This is a genomic window from Plantactinospora sp. A48 (assembly GCF_055793945.1).
In genome coordinates this window covers 1-22,034 of sequence record NZ_JBTIXF010000053.1, presented here as the reverse complement: position 1 = coordinate 22,034, position 22,034 = coordinate 1, and the positions used below count along the sequence as shown (strand labels likewise).

General features: G+C 72.5%; 18 protein-coding genes and 2 pseudogenes. 14 read left to right on the top strand and 6 right to left on the bottom strand.

The features are described from left to right. Positions 1 to 12 precede the first annotated feature (12 nt). From rpmA to ACXN5W_RS23145, 3 genes and pseudogenes are all read left to right on the top strand, one after another. Positions 13 to 273: a 50S ribosomal protein L27 gene (rpmA, locus tag ACXN5W_RS23155; RefSeq protein WP_473160454.1), complete on the top strand. Its 261-nt coding sequence runs from the start codon at positions 13 to 15 to the stop codon at positions 271 to 273. Positions 274 to 618: 345 nt separating this feature from the next. Continuing rightward, positions 619 to 2,037 (top strand): annotated as a pseudogene (gene obgE / locus ACXN5W_RS23150) (GTPase ObgE); the annotation flags it as partial. 301 nt (positions 2,038 to 2,338) lie between these two features. Continuing rightward, complete coding sequence (locus tag ACXN5W_RS23145) at positions 2,339 to 2,788, top strand: GNAT family N-acetyltransferase (protein ID WP_473160453.1); 450 nt, start codon at positions 2,339 to 2,341, stop codon at positions 2,786 to 2,788. A gap of 233 nt (positions 2,789 to 3,021) precedes the next feature. Here ACXN5W_RS23145 and ACXN5W_RS23140 read toward each other — a convergent pair whose 3' ends face one another. The 4 genes from ACXN5W_RS23140 to ACXN5W_RS23125 form a co-directional block, all read right to left on the bottom strand. Next, positions 3,022 to 4,671 (bottom strand): DHA2 family efflux MFS transporter permease subunit, encoded by a 1,650-nt coding sequence (locus ACXN5W_RS23140; protein WP_473160452.1) that lies wholly within the window; start codon positions 4,669 to 4,671, stop codon positions 3,022 to 3,024. Further along, entirely contained in the window at positions 4,668 to 5,399 is a 732-nt protein-coding gene (locus ACXN5W_RS23135; RefSeq protein WP_473160451.1) for a PadR family transcriptional regulator, read from the bottom strand. The genes ACXN5W_RS23140 and ACXN5W_RS23135 overlap by 4 nt, the downstream gene beginning before the upstream one ends. A 254-nt stretch (positions 5,400 to 5,653) precedes the next feature. After that, positions 5,654 to 6,658, bottom strand: a complete 1,005-nt coding sequence (gene trpS / locus ACXN5W_RS23130; protein WP_473160450.1) for a tryptophan--tRNA ligase — start codon at positions 6,656 to 6,658, stop codon at positions 5,654 to 5,656. A 201-nt stretch (positions 6,659 to 6,859) separates the two neighbouring features. Next, the gene (locus ACXN5W_RS23125) at positions 6,860 to 7,078 is read right to left on the bottom strand and encodes a DUF397 domain-containing protein (protein ID WP_473160449.1); all 219 of its coding nucleotides are present in this window, start codon (positions 7,076 to 7,078) and stop codon (positions 6,860 to 6,862) included. 67 nt (positions 7,079 to 7,145) lie between these two features. On the opposite strand from ACXN5W_RS23125, the gene pepN reads away from it, so the two are divergent. The 9 genes and pseudogenes from pepN to ACXN5W_RS23080 all read left to right on the top strand — a co-directional run bounded on the left by pepN (position 7,146) and on the right by ACXN5W_RS23080 (position 17,796). Further along, the gene (gene pepN, locus ACXN5W_RS23120; protein WP_473160448.1) at positions 7,146 to 9,650 is read left to right on the top strand and encodes an aminopeptidase N; all 2,505 of its coding nucleotides are present in this window, start codon (positions 7,146 to 7,148) and stop codon (positions 9,648 to 9,650) included. Positions 9,651 to 9,716: 66 nt separating this feature from the next. Further along, positions 9,717 to 10,316 (top strand): nicotinate-nucleotide adenylyltransferase, encoded by a 600-nt coding sequence (gene nadD, locus ACXN5W_RS23115; RefSeq protein ID WP_473160447.1) that lies wholly within the window; start codon positions 9,717 to 9,719, stop codon positions 10,314 to 10,316. Positions 10,317 to 10,411: 95 nt separating this feature from the next. After that, positions 10,412 to 10,819 carry a ribosome silencing factor gene (rsfS, locus tag ACXN5W_RS23110; RefSeq protein WP_473160446.1) on the top strand — a complete coding sequence of 136 codons (408 nt, stop codon included), beginning with the start codon at positions 10,412 to 10,414 and terminating at the stop codon, positions 10,817 to 10,819. After that, positions 10,816 to 11,445 (top strand): histidine phosphatase family protein, encoded by a 630-nt coding sequence (locus tag ACXN5W_RS23105; protein ID WP_473160445.1) that lies wholly within the window; start codon positions 10,816 to 10,818, stop codon positions 11,443 to 11,445. Before rsfS ends, ACXN5W_RS23105 begins: the two co-directional genes overlap by 4 nt. Before the next feature lie 58 nt (positions 11,446 to 11,503). Then, positions 11,504 to 12,346, top strand: a complete 843-nt coding sequence (locus ACXN5W_RS23100) for a DegV family protein (RefSeq protein WP_473160444.1) — start codon at positions 11,504 to 11,506, stop codon at positions 12,344 to 12,346. Positions 12,347 to 12,782: 436 nt separating this feature from the next. After that, positions 12,783 to 13,571, top strand: coding sequence for a ComEA family DNA-binding protein (locus ACXN5W_RS23095; protein WP_473160470.1), 789 nt, complete (start codon positions 12,783 to 12,785; stop codon positions 13,569 to 13,571). Continuing rightward, positions 13,568 to 16,015 carry a ComEC/Rec2 family competence protein gene (locus ACXN5W_RS23090; protein ID WP_473160443.1) on the top strand — a complete coding sequence of 816 codons (2,448 nt, stop codon included), beginning with the start codon at positions 13,568 to 13,570 and terminating at the stop codon, positions 16,013 to 16,015. Before ACXN5W_RS23095 ends, ACXN5W_RS23090 begins: the two co-directional genes overlap by 4 nt. 105 nt (positions 16,016 to 16,120) lie before the next feature. Beyond that, positions 16,121 to 17,074 (top strand): annotated as a pseudogene (gene holA / locus ACXN5W_RS23085) (DNA polymerase III subunit delta); the annotation flags it as partial. Between the two features lie 113 nt (positions 17,075 to 17,187). Further along, on the top strand, positions 17,188 to 17,796 hold the full coding sequence (locus ACXN5W_RS23080; protein ID WP_473160442.1) for a hypothetical protein: 609 nt from the start codon (positions 17,188 to 17,190) through the stop codon (positions 17,794 to 17,796). Positions 17,797 to 17,875: 79 nt separating this feature from the next. Here ACXN5W_RS23080 and rpsT read toward each other — a convergent pair whose 3' ends face one another. Together rpsT and ACXN5W_RS23070 are read right to left on the bottom strand one after the other, a co-directional pair. Then, a complete protein-coding gene (gene rpsT, locus ACXN5W_RS23075; RefSeq protein ID WP_473160441.1) occupies positions 17,876 to 18,142 on the bottom strand; it encodes a 30S ribosomal protein S20 in 267 nt (88 codons plus the stop codon). Between the two features lie 133 nt (positions 18,143 to 18,275). Beyond that, positions 18,276 to 19,262 (bottom strand): phosphotransferase family protein, encoded by a 987-nt coding sequence (locus ACXN5W_RS23070; RefSeq protein WP_473160440.1) that lies wholly within the window; start codon positions 19,260 to 19,262, stop codon positions 18,276 to 18,278. Between the two features lie 149 nt (positions 19,263 to 19,411). On the opposite strand from ACXN5W_RS23070, the gene ACXN5W_RS23065 reads away from it, so the two are divergent. Both ACXN5W_RS23065 and lepA read left to right on the top strand, forming a co-directional pair. After that, positions 19,412 to 19,948 carry a DUF4240 domain-containing protein gene (locus tag ACXN5W_RS23065; protein WP_473160439.1) on the top strand — a complete coding sequence of 179 codons (537 nt, stop codon included), beginning with the start codon at positions 19,412 to 19,414 and terminating at the stop codon, positions 19,946 to 19,948. Positions 19,949 to 20,023: 75 nt separating this feature from the next. After that, positions 20,024 to 21,901 (top strand): translation elongation factor 4, encoded by a 1,878-nt coding sequence (lepA, locus tag ACXN5W_RS23060; RefSeq protein ID WP_473160438.1) that lies wholly within the window; start codon positions 20,024 to 20,026, stop codon positions 21,899 to 21,901. Positions 21,902 to 22,034 lie beyond the last annotated feature (133 nt).

The window sequence follows — 22,034 nt, the reverse complement described above, 5'->3', positions numbered from 1 at the left end:
GGTCGTTCTCAGATGGCTCACAAAAAGGGTGCGTCCAGCTCGCGCAACGGCCGTGACTCCGCGGCGCAACGGCTCGGCGTGAAGCGGTTCGGTGGCCAGGTGGTCAGCGCCGGCGAGATCATCATCCGCCAGCGCGGCACCAAGTTCCACCCGGGTGACCTCGTCGGCCGGGGCGGCGACGACACGCTCTTCGCGCTCGCCCCGGGTGCCGTCCAGTTCGGCACCAAGCGCGGTCGCAAGGTCGTCAGCATCGTGCCGGCGGCACAGCAGTAGAACGTCGACGAAGCGGGCCGAGGACCTGGGTGTCCCGGCCCGTTTCGCTGTTCATGCGGTGTGGCTCGGGCCCGCCGTTCATCGGGTATGGCTCGGGTCCGCCGTTCGGGGCGGTGCGGCCCGGGCGGTGTGGCATGGGCCGCCGGCTCCGGCGGTGCGGCTCGGGCCGCCGGTTCGGGCGGGGCAGGGCCTCGCTGTTTTGTCCAGGCGGGCGCGGTCTCGCCTGTTGTCCGGGCGGGGGTGACCTCGCCGTTTCCGGGCGGTCGGGGATGCCCCGCACGCCGACCCGGGCCTCCGGTCGCGATTTGTGGGCGGGGGACGGGTCTCCGCTGAGAGGATTGGGCCGTGGCGACGTTCGTTGACCGGGTCGTGCTGCACCTGCAGGCCGGTGACGGCGGGCATGGCTGCGTGTCGATCCACCGGGAGAAGTTCAAGCCGTTCGGCGGCCCGGACGGAGGCAACGGCGGCCATGGCGGCGGCATCGCCCTGGTGGTCGACCCCCAGGTGACCACGCTGCTGGACTTCCACTTCCGGCCGCACATCAAGGCCGAGAGCGGCAAGGGCGGCGCCGGGTCGAACCGGGACGGCGCCAACGGCCGGGACCTGGTGATCAAGGTCCCCGACGGCACGGTGGTCAGCACCCTCGACGGCGAGGTACTGGCCGACCTGGTCGGCGCCGGCACCACCTTCGAGGCGGCCCGGGGTGGCCGGGGTGGCCGGGGCAACGCGTCGCTGGCCAACGCCAAGCGCAAGGCACCCGGCTTCGCCGAACTGGGTGAGCCGGGCGACCGGCTGGAAGTGGTGCTGGAACTCAAGAGCGTCGCCGACGTGGGGCTGGTGGGTTTCCCGTCGGCCGGCAAGTCCTCGCTGATCTCGGTGATCTCCGCGGCCAAGCCGAAGATCGCCGACTATCCCTTCACCACCCTGGTGCCCAACCTCGGCGTGGTGCGGGTGGACGACCACACCTTCACGGTCGCGGACGTACCGGGGCTCATCCCGGGCGCGGCCACCGGTCGTGGCCTGGGACTGGAGTTTCTCCGGCACATCGAGCGGTGCGCCGTGCTGGTACACGTGGTGGACGCCGCCACCATGGAGCCGGGTCGTGACCCGCTGGGCGACATCGACGCCATCGAGGCCGAGCTGGCCGCGTACGGCGGGCTGACCGACCGGCCCCGCCTGGTCGCCGTCAACAAGGTCGACGTGCCGGACGGCCGGGATCTCGCCGAGATCGTCCGGTCGGACCTGGAGGCTCGCGGCTATCCGGTCTTCGAGGTGTCCACGGCCACCCGGGAAGGGCTGCGTGAGCTGACGTACGCGATGGCGGAGCTTGTCGAGCAGTCCCGTGCCGCGGCGCCGCCCCCCGAACCGACCCGGATCGTGCTGCGCCCGGCCGCCGTCGACGACGCCGGCTTCACGGTCGAGCAGACCGCCGAGGGATACCTGGTACGTGGGTCCCGGCCCGAGCGGTGGGTGCGGCAGACCAACTTCGACAACGACGAGGCCGTGGGCTACCTGGCCGACCGGCTGGCGCGGTTGGGCGTGGAGGACCAGCTGGCCAAGGCCGGTGCCGAACCGGGCGACCTGGTTCGGATCGGGGAGCGGGAGTTCGACTGGCACCCGACCCAGGTGAGTGAGTTCGTACCGATGGTGCGTGGCACCGACGAGCGGTTGGCGGAGAAGTCGACCCGGGCCACCGCCGCCGAGCGGCTGGCGGCCCGCAAGGCCCGCCGGCGCCGGCCGGAGGACGAGGTCGAGGCCGCGGAATCGGCCGAGGGCGCGGTCGTCGAGGGTTCGCCGGCCGGAATCGAGGGCGCGACCGCCGACGGTCCGGTGGTCGATGGTTCGGTTGGTGACGGTTCGTCCGCCGAGGCCGACCGGTCCGCTGCCGCGGAGTCGCGGTCCGTCGACGGGTGACGGGTGACTGGTGGTCCTCGACCGGTGGTCTGCCGGCCCGGCCTCGGTCGAGCGGATCACCCGCGGATGTTCAAGGTCACGCCGGGTGCCGACCATGGAGCGGCCATGGTCGGGTTACCTGCCAGAAATGACGGACCATTACCGTAAAAAGGTGCTGATCGAATCCCGTTCCGCCACCGATCCCGAACTGGCCGCCCTGGTGACGGCGCAGCGGCGTGAGTCGCGGCACGCGGATGGTGGATTCGACGCGCAGTCCGCCGAGGTGGGGCCAGAGATGTGGTTTCTGGTCGGCGTCCAGCACGGGCTCGCCGTGGCCTGCGGTGCGGTCCAGCCGCTCGACGCGCGGACCGCGGAGATCAAGCTGATGTACGTCCGGCCGGCCTTCCGGGGTCAGGGCCTCGCCCGCCAGCTCCTGACCGCCCTGGAGGAGCTGGCGCTGTGGCACGGCCACCCGGAGCTGCGGTTGTCGGCCGGTAACCACCCGCCGGCCGCGGTCCGGCTCTACAACTCGGCCGGATACGTCCGCATCCCCGGCTACGGCGAACACGTGGACAATCCGTACCGCGTGTGCTTCGCCAAGCGCCTCCCGGTCGCGGCCTGAAACCTCCCGCGCGGTCCGAAGCCGTCCACACTCTGAAGCCTTCCGACCGTGACCTGAAGCCCCCCGGTCGCAGCCCGGGAAACCTCCGGCGAGGTCCGGCCCTCCGGGCGGCGAGGGGTACCGCTCGGCTTCCGTCCAGACCGGCCCGGCCGCTTCCGGGCTGGCGGTCCCGGTCCGTTAAGAAGGGCCCCTTGCTATACGAAAAGCGATAACAAGGGGCCCTTCCTTTCAGGTCAGGCGGGGGTGTCGACGCGGTCCCGGGGCGGTGTCGTCGCGGCTGCCGATCGGGCCGATCGGTTGGAGACGAACGCGCAGCACAGGGCGGCCACGGCGAGCACGGCCAGCGGGAGGACCAGACTGTGCCGCATCGCGTTGGTGAACGCCTCGTGGAAGGTCCGAGCGGCCACCTCGGCGATCGACTGCCGCGCCTGTTCCGGCAGGCCCGGCGGCAGGGCGACGCCGGACTGCCCGGCGCCGACCTCCAGGCTGCCCCCGCTGGCGTTGCTGAAGCCGGTGACGAACTGGTCCCGCAACTGCGGGGGCAGCGCACCGGCGTTGGCCCGCGCGGTGCTGCGTAGCTGGTCGGCGAGCTGCACCTGGAGCAATGCGCCGACCGCGGCCGAACCGATCACCGCGCCGAGCTGCCGGGCGGTGTTGATGAAGCCGGAGGCGGCCCCGGCCATCTGCGGGGCCACGTTGCGCATCGCGATCGTCTGCAACGGCGCGAACGTCATGCCCAGGCCGAAGCCCGCCACGATGATGCCGGGCAGGATGTGCCAACGACCGGAGTCCACGTGGGCCAGCCACACCACCAGGCCCATGCCGACCGACCAGAGACTGAGCCCGGCGAACAGCACCCACTTGCCGCCGCTCCGGTCGGCGAGCCGGCCCGCGAGCGGGGCGACGAACATCGAGATCAGCGACATCGGGGCGGTCGTGAGACCGGCCTGCAACGCGGTGAGGCCCAGCACCGACTGAAGGTAGATGACCAGCGGCAGGAACAGCCCGAGCATGCCGAAGGCGATGGCGGCGCTGACGAAGTTCATCAGCGAGTAGTTACGGTCGGCGAAGATCGCGAACGGGACGAGGGGCTCCCGATCACGGCTGGCGTACTGCTGCACCATGAAGGCGATCAGCACGATGGCACCGGTGGCGATGACCTCGACGATCGTGACCGGGCCCCATACCTTGCCCCAGTCGTGCGGCTCGCCCTCGATGAGCCCGTAGGTGACCAGGAAGAGTCCGACCGTGGCCAGCACCGTGCCGGTCCAGTCCAGCCGGTGTCGCCGGTTGAGCTTGATGTCCGGCATCACGATCGAGGCGAGGATCACGGCGACGATGCCGATCGGCACGTTGACGAAGAAGATGTACTCCCAGCCCCAGTCGGTGACCAGGTAACCGCCGAGGGTCGGGCCGGCGACCGTGGCGATTCCGGCCACGGCGCCCCAGAGCCCGAAGGCGGCGCCGCGCTTCTCCGCAGGGAAGATCATGGTGATCACCGACAGGGTCTGCGGGGTGAGCAGTGCGCCACCTGCGCCCTGGATCACCCGGGCGATGATCAACTGCTCCGGGTTGCGGGCGAACCCGCAGGCCGCGGAGGCCAGGGTGAAGATGATCAGGCCCAGGATGAACAGCCGCTTCGGGCCGTACAGGTCGCCCAGCCGGCCCGCGGTGATCAACAGCACCGCGTAGACCAGGACGTACGAGTTGATCACCCAGAGGATCTGGTCGAGCGAGGCGGACAGCTTGGTGCTCATCTCGGGGATCGCGATGTTCACGATCGTGGTGTCCAACAGGATCATGAAAAAGCCGAGGCAGAGCACGGACAGCACCAGCCAGGGGCTGTGCTGCTTCCGGTCCGCCTGTTCGGCCGGGGCGGTCATGAGGTGATCTCCTCGTGGTCGGGCGTCCGTGGGGCGCCGGTGTGGTCGGTCGTCCGGCGGGCGCCGGTGTCGTCGGTCGTCCGGCGGGCGTTGGTGTCGTCGGGTGTCCGTTGGGCGCCGGTGAGCTGGGATGCTCCCTGGATGCCGATGCCGTCGGGCGCCCAGGGGAGGGAGCCGGTACGGATCTCGCCGATGAGCCGGCGGATCCAGTCGAGTTCGGCCCGGGTGAGCGTCTGGGCGTACTCGATCTCGATCAGGTGGATCCGGGGTTCGTGCCGGGTGGCCAGCGATTCCAGCGTCTGCTGCCGGGAGGCGATGTGGGACTCCAGTGCCACCGCCCGCTTGGCCAGCAGTTCGACCGCCTCGTCGGGGTCGAGCTTGTGGAGCATCTGCACCGCCGCGCCGAAGGCCGGGAACTCCGGCACCGGGTGGCGGACGAGATCCCGCAGGTTCGCGTGGAACTCGTCCCGGCCGATGTCGGTGAGGGCGTATACCGTGCGCTCCGGTCGACGTCCCGCCCGGCCGGTCTCGACCGGTTCGACCAGCTCGTTCCGGTGCAGCCGCTCCACCGTGTGGTAGAGCGACCCGGCGCGCACCTTGATCACCTGGTCGGTGTGGCGGTCCCGGATGATCTGGTGCATCTCGTACGGGTGCATGGCCCGCTCGTGCAGCAGTTCGAGGACCGCGAGCGCGAGCGGGGTCAGGGGTCGGGGTGGATTAGTTCTCATCAAATACTCCACGTGGACTATAAACCCCGAACTCCGCCAGTCCAAGCGATACCCCCGCCCCCGCCCCACAACCGCCCCCGCCCCCTCCCACCAAAACCCCCCTCCCCACCCCGTTCGCCCCGCCCTTCCCCGTTGATCATGAGGTTGACGGACGTTTTGGAGATCAAAAACGCCGCTAACTTCATGATCAACGGGGAAGGGGCGGGAGGCGGGGGGCGGAGGGGAGGGGGGAGGGAAAGGGGCGGGGGAGGGGGTTAGTCGAGTAGGCCGATGGCGGAGCGGGCTGTTTGGATGGTGTTGGCGGTTGCGGAGCGGGCTCGTTCGGCGCCGGTTCGCAGCAGACCTCGGACGTGCTCCGGGTCGCTCGCCAGTTCGGCGTACCGCGCCTGGATCGGCTCCACCACGGCCAGCACCGCGTCCGCCACCGCGGCCTTGAGTCGGCCGTACGAGTCGAACTCCCCGGCCAGGGTGGCGGGTGGCCGGCCCACGCAGGCCGACAGGATCTCCAGCAGGTTGGCCACCCCCGGCCGTTCGACCCGGTCGTAGTCCACCGTGCTCCCGGAGTCGGTGACCGCCCGCATGATCTTGCGGCGGAGCGTGTCCGGCGGGTCGAGCAGGAACAGTGTGCCCGCGCCCGACTCGGCCGTCTTGCTCATCTTCGACGTCGGATCGGTCAGGTCCATCACCCGGGCCGCGGCCGGCGGACGCACCGCCACGGGAACCGTGAACGTCTCGCCGTACCGGCTGTTGAACCGCAGCGCGACGTCCCGGGCCAACTCCACGTGCTGGGTCTGGTCCTCGCCGACCGGCACCTCGCGGACCTGGTGCAGCAGGATGTCGGCGGCCATCAGCACCGGGTAGGTGAGCAGGCTGAGTCGGACGTGCCGCTGCCGGGCGGACTTCTCCTTGTACTGGATCATGCGCTGGGCCTCGCCGACCCCGGTGGTGCACTCCAGCAGGTAGTGCAGTTCGGTGTGCGCCGGCACCTGGGACTGCGGATAGCACAGCGTGACATCCGGGTCGACCCCGGCGGCGAGCAGCAGCGTCGCCTGTTCCAGCGTGTTCGCCCGGACGGCCGCCGGATCGTGCCGGGTGGTCATCGCGTGCAGGTCGGCCAGGAAGACCACCGTCTCGTGATCGTGCTGACCGGCGACGATCGGTGCCATCGCGCCGATCAGGTTGCCGATGTGCAGGTGGCCGCTCGGGGTGAGGCCGGTGATCCGACGCAGTCGGGTGGTCGGGGCGGTGGTCACGGTCATCGTGGGCTCCTCGGGGTACGAGGGCCGACCGGCACCGGGTGGTGGATGTGCGAAACGGCCGCCCGATGCTCGGGCGGCCGTTTCGACACGGGTACGCGGAAGTGCGGGCCGCCCGTCTAGGGCGCCCGCCACAGACCGGTGGTGGTCATCCGCACACCCATACGGTACCAGCGCGAACCGTTCGCGGGGAACGCGCGGCGCTCACTCCAGGTCGAACTCGCCGTCCTGGGCGCCGGCGACGAAGGCGTCCCATTCGGCCTGCGTGAAGACCAGCACCGGACCGTCCGGGTCGGCCGAGTTGCGCATCCCGATGAGATCGTCGACGAAGGCCACCTCGACCGCCTCCTCCGACGGATCGCCGTCGGCCCGCTGCCAGACGGCGCGGGACAGGTCGAAGTCGCCCTTGGGGTGCTGCGGCATGTGGCTGCCTCCATCACGCGATCGGCTCCGGCTGGGAACCGATGTCTCCATCGTGCAGGATAGGCGGATGCCGAGCCTGACCCGTGTTGAAGCGGCCCAGCGCGCCGCGGCGCTGTCCGTCGACTCGTACGACATCGACCTCGACCTGACCGGGCCGGCGGACACCTTCCGGTCCGTCGCCACGATCCGGTTCCGAGCCGCGCCGGGAACGGAGACCTTCGTCGAGGTCAGGCCGGTCGAACTGCACGAGGTACGCCTCAACGGCGCCGACCTGGATCCGGCCGCGTTGACCGGGAACCGGTTCCCGCTGACCGGGCTGGCCGCGGACAACACCCTCACCGTGGCCGCGACGATGGCGTACACGAACACGGGTGAGGGGCTGCACCGCGCGACGGACCCGGCGGACGACGGCACGTACCTGCACGCGACGTCCTTCCTGGACAACGCGCAGGGGATCTTCGCGGCCTTCGACCAACCGGATCTGAAGGCGCCGGTCACGCTGCGGGTCACCGCCCCGCAGGACTGGGTGGTGGCCGGCAACGGTGCCCTGGTGGCGCGGCCGGAGCCGGGCCGCTGGGAGTTCGCCCGCACCGAACCGCTGGCCACCTACTTCGTCTCGCTGATCGGCGGCCCGTACCACGTCATCCGCGACGAGCACGACGGCATCCCGCTGGGTCTGTACTGCCGGCGTTCGCTGGCCCGGCACCTGGACGCGGACGCCGAGGAGATCTTCGCGATCACCAAACGGTGTTTCGACGAGTTCCACCGGCTGTTCGGGGTGCGCTACCCGTTCGGCAAGTACGACCAGATCTTCGCGCCCGGCTTCAACGAGGGCGCGATGGAGAACCCGGGCCTGGTCGTCCTGCGCGACGAGTACGTCTTCCGGTCGGCCGTCACCGACAGCGACCGGGAGTTGCGGGCCACCACCATCGCGCACGAGATGGCGCACATGTGGTTCGGTGACCTCGTCACCATGCGCTGGTGGGACGACCTGTGGCTGAACGAGTCGTTCGCCGAGTACCTGGGCACCCGGGTCACCGCCGACGCCACCCGGTTCGACCGGGCCTGGGCCAAGTTCGCGATGGTCCGCAAGAACTGGGGGTATTCCGCCGACCAGCGCCCCTCCACCCATCCGGTGGCGCCGTCCGAGGTGCTCGACGGCGCGCAGGCGCTGGTGAACTTCGACGGCATCTCGTACGCCAAGGGCGCCTCGGCGCTGCGCCAACTCGTCGCCTGGTTGGGCGACGACGTGTTCCTGGCCGGCCTGCGGGAGCACTTCGCGACGCACCGGTTCGGCAACGCGACCCTGGCCGACCTGCTCGCCGCCCTCGGCACCGCAAGCGGTCGCGACCTCGCGGACTGGGCTGAGGCCTGGCTGCGTCGGGCCGGTGTGGACACCCTGCGGGTCGAGACCGAGCTGACCGCCGACGGCCGGTACGCCGAGGTCGCGGTGGTGCGGGTCCCGCCGTCCGGCGACCCGGCGCCGCGCCCGCACCGGATCGGGCTGGGCCTGTACGACACCGTCGACGGGGGGACCCGGCTGCGCCGCCGGGTCGAGCTGGACCTCGACCCGGCCGCCACGGCCGGTCGTACCGTGGTGGCGGAGCTGGCCGGTGCGCCGGCGGCCCGGTTGCTGCTGCCCAACGACGGTGACCTGACCTTCGCGAAGGTACGCCTCGACGCCGCCTCGGCGGACGCCGTACCGGAGGTGTTGTCGACGGTCGCGGACCCGCTGGCCCGGGCGCTGCTCTGGTCCGCCACGCTGGACGTGGTCCGCGACGCCGAGCGGCCGGTCACCGATCTGGTGCCGCTGTTCTCGGCGGCCCTGCCGGTCGAGACCGAGGTGGTGCTGCTGGAGGGCGTGTTCCGGCTGAGCCGTCCGCTGTTCGACAGGTATCTTCCGGTCCCGGCCCGGCGCCGGGCCCTGGACGAGGTGGCCGATGCCTGGTCCCGGGCTCTCGCGGCGGCGAAGGCCGGCGGATCCATCCAGCTCGCCGCCGCGCACGGCCTGGTCTGGGCAACCGCCGACATCGGTCTGCTGTCCGGCTGGCTGGCCGGCGACGGGCTGCCCGAGGGTCTCTCACTGGACGCCGACCTGCGCTGGGAGCTGCTGGACCGGCTGGCGGTGCTGGGCGCCGCCGACGAGGCGCGGATCGACGCGGAGCTGACCGGCGACCGGACCGCGAGCGGTGAGCAGCGGGCGGCGTACTGCCGGGCGGCGCTGCCCGACGTGGCGGCCAAGGACCGCGCGTGGCGGCTGATCGCCGAGGACACCACGGCGTCCAACCGGATCCTGCAACACACCGCCACCGGCTTCTGGCAGCCCGAGCAGGTCGCACTGGTCGAGCCCTACGTCGAGCGGTACTTCGCCGAGTTGCCGGCGATGACGTCGATGCGTACCCCCTGGGTGGCGGAGATGATCGCGACGGCGGCCTTCCCCCGGTACGCCGTGGCGCCGCGGACCCGGGAACTGGCCGCGGCCCTGCTGGCCCGGGACGACCTGCCGCCCGGGGTCCGGCGCGCGGTGGTCGACGCCGACGACGACCTCCGGCGGGCCCTGGCGGCCCGCTGACCGGCGGGTTCCGGCGGGGGTACGGGTCGCGGAAAATCCGTTGGGAACCCGGCATACGATCACAGTGTGGAGGAGGACATCCGGCGGGTCGGGATCATGGGCGGGACCTTCGATCCGATCCACAACGGCCACCTGGTGGCCGCGAGCGAGGTGGCCGACAGGTTCGGGCTGGACGAGGTCGTCTTCGTGCCCACCGGACAACCGTGGCAGAAGGCGGACGCGCGGGTCACCCCGGCCGAGGACCGCTACCTGATGACGGTCATCGCCACCGCCTCCAACCCGGGCTTCCACGTCAGCCGGGTGGACATCGACCGCAAGGGTCCCACCTACACGGTCGACACGCTGCAGGACATCCGGGTCGAGTACGGCCACAAGGCACAGTTGTTCTTCATCACCGGCGCGGACGCCCTGGAGAAGATCCTCTCCTGGAAGGACGCCGAGCGGATGTTCGAGCTGGCGCACTTCATCGGGGTGACCCGGCCGGGCTTCGAGCTGTCCGCCGCGCACCTGCCGGATGACGCGATCAGCCTGGTCCAGGTGCCGGCCATGGCCATCTCCTCGACCGACTGCCGCGCCCGGGTCGCCGCGGGCAAGCCGATCTGGTACCTGGTGCCCGAGGGTGTGGTGCAGTACATCGCCAAGCGGCACCTCTATCAGCGGCCATAGCGAACGGCGGGGCAGCAAACGGACGAATTCGGGAAGGCATCCACCGTCGCCGTGTGAGAGGCTTGAAGCCTCGTACGTCAGATCGAAGGAGAATGGTGGCAGTTCCCGAGCGCGCCCAAGAGCTGGCCATGGCGGCCGCGCAGGCCGCCGCCGACAAGAAGGCACAGGACATCGTCATCATCGACGTCGGTGACCGGCTGGCCATCACCGACGCTTTCATGATCGCCTCTGCCCCGAACGAGCGGCAGGTCGGCGCGATCGTCGATGCCATCGAGGAAGCCCTGGTCAACCTGCCCGACAAGGCGAAGCCGGTGCGGCGCGAGGGCGAGCGGGCCGGCCGGTGGGTCCTGTTGGACTACGTCGACGTGGTGATCCACGTCCAGCACACCGAGGAGCGCGAGTTCTACGCGCTGGACCGGCTGTGGAAGGACTGCCCGACCGTCCCGTTCGTCGACCGGGACCTTGTCGATGCCGAGGCCACCCCGGCGGGTCGGGGAGAATGACCCGGCTGCTCCTCTGGCGGCACGGCAACACGGATTGGAACGCCGGCAACCGGGTCCAGGGACAGACCGACGTGGTCCTGAACGAGTTGGGCCGGGAGCAGGCCCGGGCGGCGGCGCCGCTGCTGGCCGCGCTGCGCCCGGACGTCATCGTGGCCAGCGACCTGCGCCGGGCCCGGGACACCGCGGACGCGCTCGCGGCCCTGACCGGGCTGCCCGTCCACACCGACCCGAGGCTTCGGGAACGCCACTTCGGCCGCTGGCAGGGACTCACCCTCGGCGAGGTGGCCGAGCGGTTCCCCACCGAGTACGCCGCCTGGCGGTCCGGTGACCCGGATCCGGGTTGCGGGGTCGAGATCACCGACGACCTGGGCAAACGGGTCGGCGCCGCCCTCCAGGAAGTGGCCGACGCCACGCCGGGTGGCACGATCGTGGTGGCGACCCACGGCGGGGCCGCCCGGCAGGGCTGCGGCCAGATCCTCGGCTGGGGGCCGGGGGTGCTGCGGTCGCTGGGCAGCCTGCGCAACTGCCACTGGACCGAGTTGCGGCACGACGCGATCCGCGGCTGGACGCTGCGGGCGCACAACCTCGGCCCGCTCGAGCCACGGCCGGTGCCGTCCACCGGCTGACCCGCGCCGATCCTCCCGGTGATGGGCATGGCCGGCGTTGATCCGATACGGTTCCGGGATGCGTGTCGCGGTCGTCACCGATTCCACCGCGTACCTGCCGGCCGAACTGTCGCACCGGCTGACAGTGGTGCCGCTGACCGTGGTCGTCAACGGTGACGAGGGGCGGGAGGGCACCGAGGTGTCGCCCGCGGACGTGGCCCGGGCCCTGGGCGAGCGCCGGGTGACGGTCACCACGTCCCGGCCCGCGCCCGGTGAACTGGCGGACACGTACCGGCGGCTGCTCGACGGCGGCGCCGACGGGGTGGTGTCGGTTCACCTGTCCGCCAAGCTCTCCGGCACCGTCGAGGCGGCGACCCTGGCCGCCGACGAGTTCGGGGACCGGGTCACCGTGGTGGATGCCCGGTCCGCCGGAATGGGTCTCGGCTTTCCCGCCCTGGCCGCGGGCGCCACCGCCGACCGGGGCGGCGATGTCGCGGCGGTCCGGCAGGCCGCCGTCACCGCCGCCGACCGGACGACGACCCTCTTCTACGTCGACACGCTGGAGTTCCTGCGCCGGGGTGGCCGGATCAACGCGGCGTCCGCGCTGCTCGGCACCGCGCTCGCGGTCAAGCCCATCCTGTACGTGGCCGACGGCGCGCTGGCGTTGCGGGACCGGGTGCGGACCACCAGCCGGGCGCTGGCCCGGCTGGTGGAGTTGGCGGTGCAGGCCGCGGCCGATGGCCCGGTGGACGTGGCCGTGCATCACGTGGCCGCACCCGAGCGGGCGGCGGACCTGCTCGCCGCCCTGACCGAGCGGTTGGGCGACCAGCTGTGCGACCGGTACGTCACCGAGGCCGGCGCCGTCGTCGCGGCGCACGTCGGACCGGGCCTGGCCTGCGTCGTCGTGCACCGTCGCGGCTGAGGAGAGCCGGGTCGCACCTCCGGCCAGCCGTTTCGGATCGTGCTGGTGACCGACATCTGTTCCGCCGCCCGGGGAATGTCGGCATAGCACACGAGCACAAGATCAGGGTGTTTTCCACAGGGCGCCCGGTTGTCCACAGCCCTCGTCGCGACCGGCCCGGACCGACCGGCGAGCGCCTAGCGTCCGTTTCGTGTCCGACGACGAAACGAGGGTGCGGCGGCGGCTCGGGCTGATCCTCCCGCACCCGGTGGTATCGGAACCGGCCGACCCGCCTGCCGGGCCGCCACCGCCCGGTGTGCCGGGACGCGGTGGACCGACACGCGCCGCCGACCCGTTCGGTCCACTGTGGCCCGTCGCGCCCACCTCGCCCGAGTGGCCCCGGGCCGGCGGCGGTGACCGACACCGCGATCCGGCCCGAGCCGGCGGCGTCGCCCCGGTGCCCGGTGTTGATCCGGTGCGTGACTGGCCCCCCGAGGACGGTCCGGGTGATCGGGATGCCGACGAGGACGAGCCGGTTCCCGCCACCGGGGTGGCGAATCCCGCCCCGCTCACCGGCCGGCTCGGTGGCTCGGTGTTCGACCCGGGTCGCCGGGGCGTCCGGGCGTTGGCGGTGGTGGCCGCGCTCGTCGCGCTGGGCGCGGGGCTGTGGGCCTGGCGGGCGCGACCCTCGGTCGATCCCGTACCGGTCCGGTCCGTCGCCGCACCGACGGCGCCGGTCGCGGCGTCGGACACCGGACCGGCATCCGGCGGGGACACTCCGGGCACCGGGCCCACCGGCGGTGGAACGGAGGTGGTGGTCGCGGTCGCCGGCCGGGTACGACGCCCGGGGCTCGTCCGGTTGCCGGCCGGCGCCCGGTTGGCGGACGCGATCGAGGCGGCCGGTGGCGCACTGCCCGGGGTGGACGTGGCGCTGCTCAATCCGGCCCGCCGGTTGACCGACGGCGAACTCGTGGCGGTGGGCGTGACACCGCCACCCGCCGTCGCGGGTCAACCCGTGCCCGGTGCGCCGGGCGCGGCGGACCCGGCCGGCCCGGCCGGAAAGGTCAACCTGAACACGGCCACCCTGGCCCAACTCGACGCGCTGCCGGGCGTGGGGCCGGTGCTGGCGCAGCACATCATCGAGCACCGGCAGCAGACCCCGTTCCGCTCGGTCAGCGACCTGCGCCAGGTCGACGGCATCGGGGAGTCCCGCTACGAGGACCTGAAGGACCTGGTGACGGTGTGAGCGCCACCGGGCCGGACCGGTCGCCCCCGGACCTCCGTCTCGCGGGGACCGCCGTGGGCACCTGGGTCGCGACGTTTGTCGCGCTGCACTGCTCGGCACCGGTCGCCCTCGCCGTCGCCGGCGGGGTCCCGGCCGCCGGCCTGTTGCTCGTCGGCCTCCGCCGTCCCGCCGGCCTGTCACTCGTTGGCCCGCGCCGCCCCGGCCGGTTGTTGCTCGCCGGTACTCGCCGTCCCGCCGGGTCCGGTCCGGCGGTTGCGTCCCGTCGCTTGATCACGATCGCGGTGCTGCTCGGGGTGGCCTCCGGGGCGGCCGGGACCGCCGCCCGGCTCGCGGTTCGGGACGCGCCGGCCCTGGCCGACCCGGTCCGGTCCGGGGAACGGGCGACCGCCGAGGTGACCATCCGGGACGATCCGCGACCGCTGCCCGGGGCGGCGGGCCGGCCGGGCAGCTACCTGGTGTCCGCCCGCCTGCGCTGGCTGCGGCCCGACCGGGCTGACGCGGGCCGGGTGGCTGCCCCGGTCCGGATCGTCCTGCTGGGTGCCGATCCGGGCTGGCGGCAGGTGCTGCCGGGCCAACGGGCGCTGGTGGTGGGCCGACTGCTCGCCCCGCGCGGCGGTGACCTGACCGCCGCCGTGCTCTCCACCAACCAGCCGCCGACGCTGCTCGGGCCACCGTCATGGCCGCAGCGGGCCGCCGGTCGGCTCCGGGCCGGCCTGCAGGCCGCCTGCGCGCCGTTGCCGGACGAAGCCGGCGGGTTGCTGCCGGGACTGGTCGTGGGGGATACGAGCCGGCTGCCGGATTCGGTGACCGAGGACTTCCGGGCCACCGGGATGACGCACCTGAACGCCGTTTCCGGCAGCAACGTGGCCATCGTGCTGGGGCTCGTGCTCGGGGCTGCCCGCTGGGCGCGGGCTGGTCCCCGGCTGGCGGCCGCACTCTGCGGGCTCGCGCTTGTCGGGTTCGTGATCCTGGTACGACCGTCACCCAGCGTGCTGCGCGCCGCCGCGATGGGCACCGTCGCACTGCTCGCGCTGGCCGGCGGACGGCCCCGGGCGGCGGTACCGGCCCTGGCGGCGGCGGTCACGGCGTTGGTGCTGTTCGACCCCGACCTCGCCGGTGACCCCGGCTTCGCGCTGTCCACCCTGGCCACGGCGGGCCTGTTGCTGCTCGCCCCGACCTGGCGGGCCGGGCTGCTCCGCCGGGGCGTGCCGGCGGGTCTCGCCGAGGCGGTCGCGGTGCCGGCGGCGGCCCAGCTGGCCTGCTCGCCGGTCATCGCCGGGCTGTCCGGCACGGTGAGCCTGGTGGCCGTTCCGGCGAATCTGCTGGTGGTGCCGGCCATCGCCCCGGCCACGGTGCTGGGCGTGGCGGCGGCGGTGCTGTCCCCGGTGTGGTTTCCCGCCGCCGAGTTCGCCGCCTGGTTGGCGAGCTGGCCGGCCCGTTGGCTGGTGCTGGTCGCCCGGCTCGGCGCCCAGTTGCCGGCCGGCACCCTGCCCTGGCCGGGTGGCATGCCCGGAGCGCTGCTGCTGGCGGTGGCGACCGTGGCACTGCTCGTCGCGGCACGCCGGGCGGTGGTCCGCCGGCTGGTCGCGGTGGTCGCGGTCGCGGCGCTGCTGGGCGCGCTGCCGGTCCGGATCGTGGCGACCGGCTGGCCCCCACCCGGCTGGCTGGTGGTCGCCTGCGCGGTGGGTCAGGGCGACGCGCTGGTCCTGTCGGTCGCCCCGGGCCGGGCGATCGTGGTGGATGCCGGACCCGAGCCGGTGGCCGTCGACCGCTGCCTCCGGCGGTTGGCCGTCCGCGAGGTGCCGCTGCTGGTCTTCAGCCACTTCCATCTCGACCATGTCGGGGGCGTCGCGGGGGTCTTCCGGGGTCGCCGCGTCGGCGCGGTGCTGGTGCCCGGGTGGGCCGAGCCGGTGACCGGTGACCGGCTGGTCGTCGGTGGTGCGGCGGCGGCCGGGCTGTCGCCGCGGACGGCGCTGCCGGGTACCGAACTGCTGGTCGGCGGCGTGCGACTGTCGGTTGCCGGCCCGGCGCCGCCACTGCGCGGCACCCGGTCCGATCCGAACAACAACTCGCTGGTCCTGCTCGTCCAGACCGGTGGGTTGCGGCTGCTGCTGCCCGGTGACGCGGAGGCCGAGGAGCAGCGGCTGCTGCTCGGCGGCTCGACCCCCGCCGACCTGCGCGCCGACGTGCTCAAGGTGGCCCACCACGGTTCGCCGTACCAGGAACCGGAATTCCTGGACCGGGTCGGTCCGGCGGTGGCACTGGTCTCGGTCGGCGCGGACAACGACTACGGTCATCCCAACCCGGGTGTGCTGAGCCGGTTGAGTCAGCGGGGTGCCCGGGTGCTGCGGACCGACCTCGACGGCGACCTGGCGGTGTCCGTACGGGCGGCCCGGCCGGCGGTGACGGCCCGGGGCTGGCCGGCCGGAGAGAAGAAGAGATAAGGGTGATTAAAGAAAAATGCCGGTATTTGCGCTGACTGCGGGGATGGCCACTGACAATGAACTGACCAGGCACGACACGCCGGTACCGCGTGCGAGTATGACGCGATGACCGGCACCGAACTCCCCCCCGTGCTGCTCGTCCTCGGCGACGAGGAACTGCTCGCCGCCCGCGCCGTGGAGGAGGCCGTCGCGTCGGCCCGCCGCATCGATCCCGGCGCCGACGTCCGGGAGTACGCGGCCGGATCCCTCACCCCGGGCGAGATCGCCGAGATGCTCAGCCCGTCTCTGTTCGGCGGTCGCCGCGTGCTGGTGCTGCGCTCCGGTCAGGACGCCCGCAAGGACCTGGTCAGCGCGCTGCTGGCGTACGCGGGCAATCCCGATCCGGAGGTCCACCTGGTGGTGACCCACCTGGGCGGCGCCAAGGGCAAGGCGTTCGCCGACGGTCTCAAGGCGGCCGGCGCCACGGTCGTACCGGCCGGTCGGCTCAAGGGGCACCGCGACCGGGTTGCCTTCGTCCGGGCGGAGATCCAGCGCGCGGGTGGCCGCTGCCCGGAGGAGGCCGCCGAGGCACTGCTCGCGGCGGTCGGCAACGACCTGCGGGAGCTGGCTTCGGCCTGCTCGCAACTCGTCGCGGACACCGACGGCAGGATCGACCCCGGCACGGTGGCGCGCTACTACCGGGGGCGGGCCGAGGTCACCGGATTCACCGTGGCCGACGCGGCGATGGTGGGGGACGTACCGGGCGCGTTGGAGGCGCTGCGTTGGGCGCTGCACGTCGGCGTCGATCCGGTGCCCATCGCCGACGCCATCGCGGACGGGATCCGCACGGTCGCCCGGGTCGCCTCGGCTGGTCGGGGCAGCCCGTACCAGCTGGCCAGTGGCCTCGGCATGCCGGCCTGGAAGATCGAGCGGGCCCAGCGGCAGGGCCGGGGCTGGACCGCCGAGGGCCTGGCGAGCGCCATGCACGCGGCGGCGGAGTGCAACGCGGCCGTGAAGGGCGGAGCGGACGATCGGGGATACGCCCTGGAACGGGCGGTGTTCGCCGTCGCCGGCGCCCGGAACAGCGCAGGTGGACCCAGCGGTGCGGGTGGCGCCAGCCGCGCGGGTGGCGACGGCGGCGGCACCCGCACGGGAGCGACCACCGGCGGCGGTCGGCGGGGAGGCGCGGGACGATGAGGGGTGTCGAGGACGAGAGCCTGCCGTGGCAGCAGCCGGGCGGGACGGGCCTGGCGCTGTCCAGGGCGGAGGAGCGGACCCGACCGCTCTACTCGCGGGTGCTGGGGCTGCGGCACGTCAACCCCGGCGGGTTGCTCTGCTTCGCCTTCTTCGAAGGGTCGGTCATCCTCGCACTGCTGCTCGCCCTCGCCGAACTCGTCAGCTGGTGGATGATCCTGCTGCTGCCCCTCGCCGTGGCCCTCATGGTGAAGGTGAACGACGAGGTCGCCTCCGCGGTGCTGCGCTCCGCCGCGAAGGTGCCGGAGCGGGAACGGGAGCGGTTCCGCCGGCAGTTGACCCCGGCGGTGGGCCGGGCGTCCGTTCCCCTCGCGCTGCCCGCCCGCTCGCCGGACGCCCCGGTGGCCACCCGGGCATTGGGTCCGCCGCCGATGGCACCGGACCCTGGCCGGGACGCCGGCCCGGACCCGACAGCCGGCCGTGCGGCAGGCCGGAACGAACGACCGGCGGAGACGTACCAGCGGCGCGGAAGTACCCGGTGGCGGGACGGTCTGGTCATCGGCCGGACCGGGCAACGGACCCGGCGGGGCGGCCGGCGCTACGGCTGACCCACGGCAGGCAGCGAGGTCGGTACGACAAGCACCCCCGCCGCCGGCTGGCGATCGGGGGTGGTCGGTGCGCTGTCCGTCAGGCGGAGAGCTTGTCCAGGCGCTTGGCGATGGACGACTTGCGGTTGGCCGCCTGGTTGGCGTGGATCACGCCCTTGCTGACGGCCTTGTCCAGCTGCCGGGCAGCCGACCGCATCAGCTCGGTTGCCTTGGCGGTGTCGCCCGACTCACTCGCCTCGTGGAACTTCCGGATGGCGGTCTTCAGCGACGACTTGACCGACTTGTTCCGCATCCGGCGCTTCTCGTTCTGCCGGTTGCGCTTGATCTGGGACTTGATGTTCGCCACGCGACAGCCTCGTCCTGGTTGCTCGATTTGGTCTGCTTACGATGCGCCGGAGGCCATCGCCGCGCCGGCGATGTCTCGTCTCCACGCGCGAAGAGCCAGGTTACCAGGTGGGCGGGGAGGGGCCAAAACCACCTCAGCGCCAGCCCCGCCGGTCGAGCAGCCAGGTCAGCGCCGTCGTACCGGTCGACAGCCGGTGGGCGCGCAGCCGCGGCGGGGCACCGGTGCCCGGATCGGCGCCGGTGAGCAGGTAGCCGGACAGGGCGGCGAGGGCGGCGTCCACCGCGCGGGGCGGCGCCGATCGGCTGGCCGGATGCGTCGCCAGGAGGTCGTCGGTGGGCAGCCCGTCGGCGTACGCCCCGATCAGCAGGCCGACCAGGTCGAACCAGGCCGGCCCGTGACAGGCCCAGGTCCAGTCGCAGAACCAGACCGCGCCGGTCCGGTCCAGCAGGACGTTGTCGGCCCGCAGATCACCATGGATCACTGTGACGTCCGTCTCGGCGTACCCGGGCAGCAGCCTCTCCAGGGCGGCCAGCTCGGGTATCCGGGCCCGGGCCGGCGCCGGCACCGGCGGCACCGGTTCACGACCCTCGGCGACCTCCCGCCACCAGCCCAGATCGGTCCGGGCCAGGTGCGCCAGCCACGGCAGGCCGACGGCGGTCAGCTCGGGCGGTGGCGTGGCCAACGCGGCCGCGCCGCGGGCGTACCCGTCGAGGGTGGCGGTGAGGTCGGCCGGCCGCCACGGCGAGACCGGCGGTGCACCGTCGATGCCGTCCAGGCAGAGCAGGACGTACCCGGCGATGCTGGCGGTCCACCGCGGGCGCGGCGCCGGGACGCCGGCCGGCAGCGCCGCGGTGATCGCCGCCTCCCGGTGGTACGTGCCGGCCGCCGGCCGGTCCGCGCGGCTGGCCTTGACGAACACCAGCTCGCCCGCCTCGGTCTCCAGGACGGTGGCGACACCCCCGGTGAAGCCGCCGGTGGCCGGGCGCGCGGCGCGGATCGGGGCGCCCAGCCGGTCCGCGACGCCGGCCCGCAGCTCGGCCGGCAGGTCCGCCCAGCGCCGGGGCGTGGGATCGACGGGCGCCGTCGGCTCCGCGCCGGGCGACTGCTCTGCTCGGGTCACCCGCCCAGCCTGGCACGCCGATCGCTGTCCGGCGCCGGCAGTAGCGCGCCGATCCGCTGTCCGGCGCCGGCGGTAGCGCGCCGATCCGCCGTCAATCGCCGGCGGTAGCGCGCCGATCCGGTGTCGGTCGCTGGTGGCAGACTGCCGCCATGAGGACCGACGACTTCTGGGCGTTGATCGACGGGGCCCGCGCGGGCGACGACGGGCAGGCCGGCGCCATCGCGGTACGGGCCACCGCGCGGCTGGCCGAGCGGGACGTGACGGAGATCGTCGGATGGGGTCGGCACCTCGACCGGGTGCTGGCGGCCTCGCAGAAGGCCGACCTGTGGGGCGCGGCGTACCTGATCAACGGCGGGTGTTCGCACGACGACTTCGACTCCTTCCGGGGCTGGCTGCTGGCGCAGGGGCGGCAGGTCTTCGCCCGCGCGGTGGCCGAGCCGGACTCGCTGGCCGACCTGCCGGCCGTGCGGCAGGCGGCGGTCAGCGGGGAGGAGTTCTGGTCGCCGGAGATGCTCGATGTCGCCCGCGAGGCACACCGGCGGGCCACCGCCACCGAGCTGCCGCCGCCGGAGCAGCCGGTGGTTCGCCCGGACGTGGCCGATTTCTGGGACTTCGACGACCCCGACCAGGTGCGCGCTCGGCTTCCCCGGCTGGCGGATCTGTTCCTGGAGCCACCGCTGGAGTAATCAGTGCCAACGGCGTGGGAGCATGGAGGGGCCCTGAGAAGACCGCACCCATCAGCCGAACAGAACGGACCGTCTGTGTCACCGACGCTCGATCCCGGCGCGTACGCCCCCGGTGCCACCGCCGCCGGTGCCATCCGGAACTTCTGCATCATCGCCCACATCGACCACGGCAAGTCGACGCTGGCCGACCGGATGTTGCAGCTCACCGGCGTGGTCGACCCGCGGCAGATGCGCGCCCAGTACCTCGACCGGATGGACATCGAACGCGAGCGCGGCATCACGATCAAGAGCCAGGCGGTCCGGATGCCGTGGACCATCCGCGAAGGGGACCGGCGGGGCGAAGCGGCCGTCCTCAACATGATCGACACCCCCGGCCACGTCGACTTCACCTACGAGGTGTCCCGGTCGCTGGCGGCCTGCGAGGGTGCGGTGCTGCTGGTCGACGCGGCGCAGGGGATCGAGGCCCAGACGCTCGCCAACCTCTACCTGGCCCTCGAGAACGACCTGCACGTCATCCCGGTACTCAACAAGATCGATCTGCCGGCGGCCCAACCCGACAAGTTCGCCGAGGAGTTGGCGCACCTGATCGGCTGCGAGCCGAGCGACTGCATCCGGGTCTCCGGCAAGACCGGTGAGGGCGTGCCGTACCTGCTCGACGAGATCGTCCGGCAGTTCCAGCCGCCGGTCGGGGACACCACGGCGCCCGCCCGGGCCATGATCTTCGACTCGGTGTACGACGTGTACCGCGGCGTGGTGACGTACGTCCGGGTGATCGACGGCCGGATCGAGGCGCGGGACCGGATCAAGATGATGTCCACCGGCGCCGTGCACGAACTGCTGGAGATCGGCGTCATCTCGCCCGAGATGCAGAAGGCCGACGCGCTGGGCGTGGGTGAGGTCGGCTACCTGATCACCGGGGTGAAGGACGTCCGGCAGTCCCGGGTCGGTGACACCGTCACCATCAACTCGCGGCCGGCGAGCGAGGCGCTCGGCGGCTACAAGGACCCCAAACCGATGGTCTACTCGGGCCTCTACCCGATCGACGGCTCCGACTACCCGGCCCTGCGGGAAGCGCTGGACAAGCTCAAACTCAACGACGCGGCGCTCAGCTACGAGCCGGAGACGTCGGGAGCGCTCGGGTTCGGCTTCCGGTGTGGCTTCCTCGGACTGCTGCACCTGGAGATCATCCGGGAGCGGCTGGAACGCGAGTTCGGCCTCGACCTGATCTCCACGTCACCGAACGTGGTCTACCGGGCCGTGCAGGATGACGGTACGGAGGTCACGGTCACCAATCCCAGCGAGTACCCCAACGGCAAGATCGCCGAGGTGTACGAGCCGGTGGTCCGGGCCACCGTGCTGACCCCGAACGACTACGTGGGCGCGGTCATGGAACTCTGCCAGGGCCGCCGCGGCTCGCTGCTCGGGATGGACTACCTGTCCGCCGACCGGGTCGAGTTGCGGTACACGCTGCCGCTCGCCGAGATCATCTTCGACTTCTTCGACCAGCTCAAGAGCCGTACCAAGGGCTACGCCAGCCTCGACTACGAACCCTCGGGCGAGCAGGCGTCGGAGTTGGTCAAGGTGGACATCCTGCTGCACGGCGAGCCGGTGGACGCGTTCAGTGCCATCGTCCACAAGGACAAGGCGTACGCGTACGGCACGAACATCGCCGCGAAGCTCCGCGCGCTCATCCCGCGGCAGCAGTTCGAGGTGCCGATCCAGGCGGCGATCGGGAACCGGGTGATCGCCCGGGAGACCATCCGGGCCATCCGCAAGGACGTGCTGGCCAAGTGCTACGGCGGTGACATCTCCCGCAAGCGCAAACTGCTGGAGAAGCAGAAGGAAGGCAAGAAGCGGATGAAGATGGTCGGCCGGGTGGAGGTGCCGCAGGAGGCCTTCATCGCCGCGCTGTCCACCTCTGACACGGGGGACGGCAAGGGCGGTAAGAAGTAGCTCTCGTTTCGCCTTCCCGCTCGGGGGTTGGGGTTCCGCCCGGGGGTTGGGGTTCCGCCCGGGGGTTGGGGTTCCGCCGGGCCCGCCCACTCTGGGCGGTCAGGCTTGATCCCGTCGTGGGCGGGCCCGGCGG

Excerpts from the sequence above, each read along its gene's own strand:
- rpmA (WP_473160454.1), top strand. The coding sequence starts at position 13 with ATGGCTCACAAAAAGGGTGCGTCCAGCTCGCGCAACGGCCGTGACTCC.
- ACXN5W_RS23140 (WP_473160452.1), bottom strand. The coding sequence starts at position 4,671 with ATGACCGCCCCGGCCGAACAGGCGGACCGGAAGCAGCACAGCCCCTGG.
- ACXN5W_RS23135 (WP_473160451.1), bottom strand. The coding sequence starts at position 5,399 with ATGAGAACTAATCCACCCCGACCCCTGACCCCGCTCGCGCTCGCGGTC.
- trpS (WP_473160450.1), bottom strand. The coding sequence starts at position 6,658 with ATGACCGTGACCACCGCCCCGACCACCCGACTGCGTCGGATCACCGGC.
- ACXN5W_RS23125 (WP_473160449.1), bottom strand. The coding sequence starts at position 7,078 with ATGCCGCAGCACCCCAAGGGCGACTTCGACCTGTCCCGCGCCGTCTGG.
- pepN (WP_473160448.1), top strand. The coding sequence starts at position 7,146 with ATGCCGAGCCTGACCCGTGTTGAAGCGGCCCAGCGCGCCGCGGCGCTG.
- ACXN5W_RS23105 (WP_473160445.1), top strand. The coding sequence starts at position 10,816 with ATGACCCGGCTGCTCCTCTGGCGGCACGGCAACACGGATTGGAACGCC.
- ACXN5W_RS23100 (WP_473160444.1), top strand. The coding sequence starts at position 11,504 with ATGCGTGTCGCGGTCGTCACCGATTCCACCGCGTACCTGCCGGCCGAA.
- ACXN5W_RS23080 (WP_473160442.1), top strand. The coding sequence starts at position 17,188 with ATGAGGGGTGTCGAGGACGAGAGCCTGCCGTGGCAGCAGCCGGGCGGG.
- ACXN5W_RS23065 (WP_473160439.1), top strand. The coding sequence starts at position 19,412 with ATGAGGACCGACGACTTCTGGGCGTTGATCGACGGGGCCCGCGCGGGC.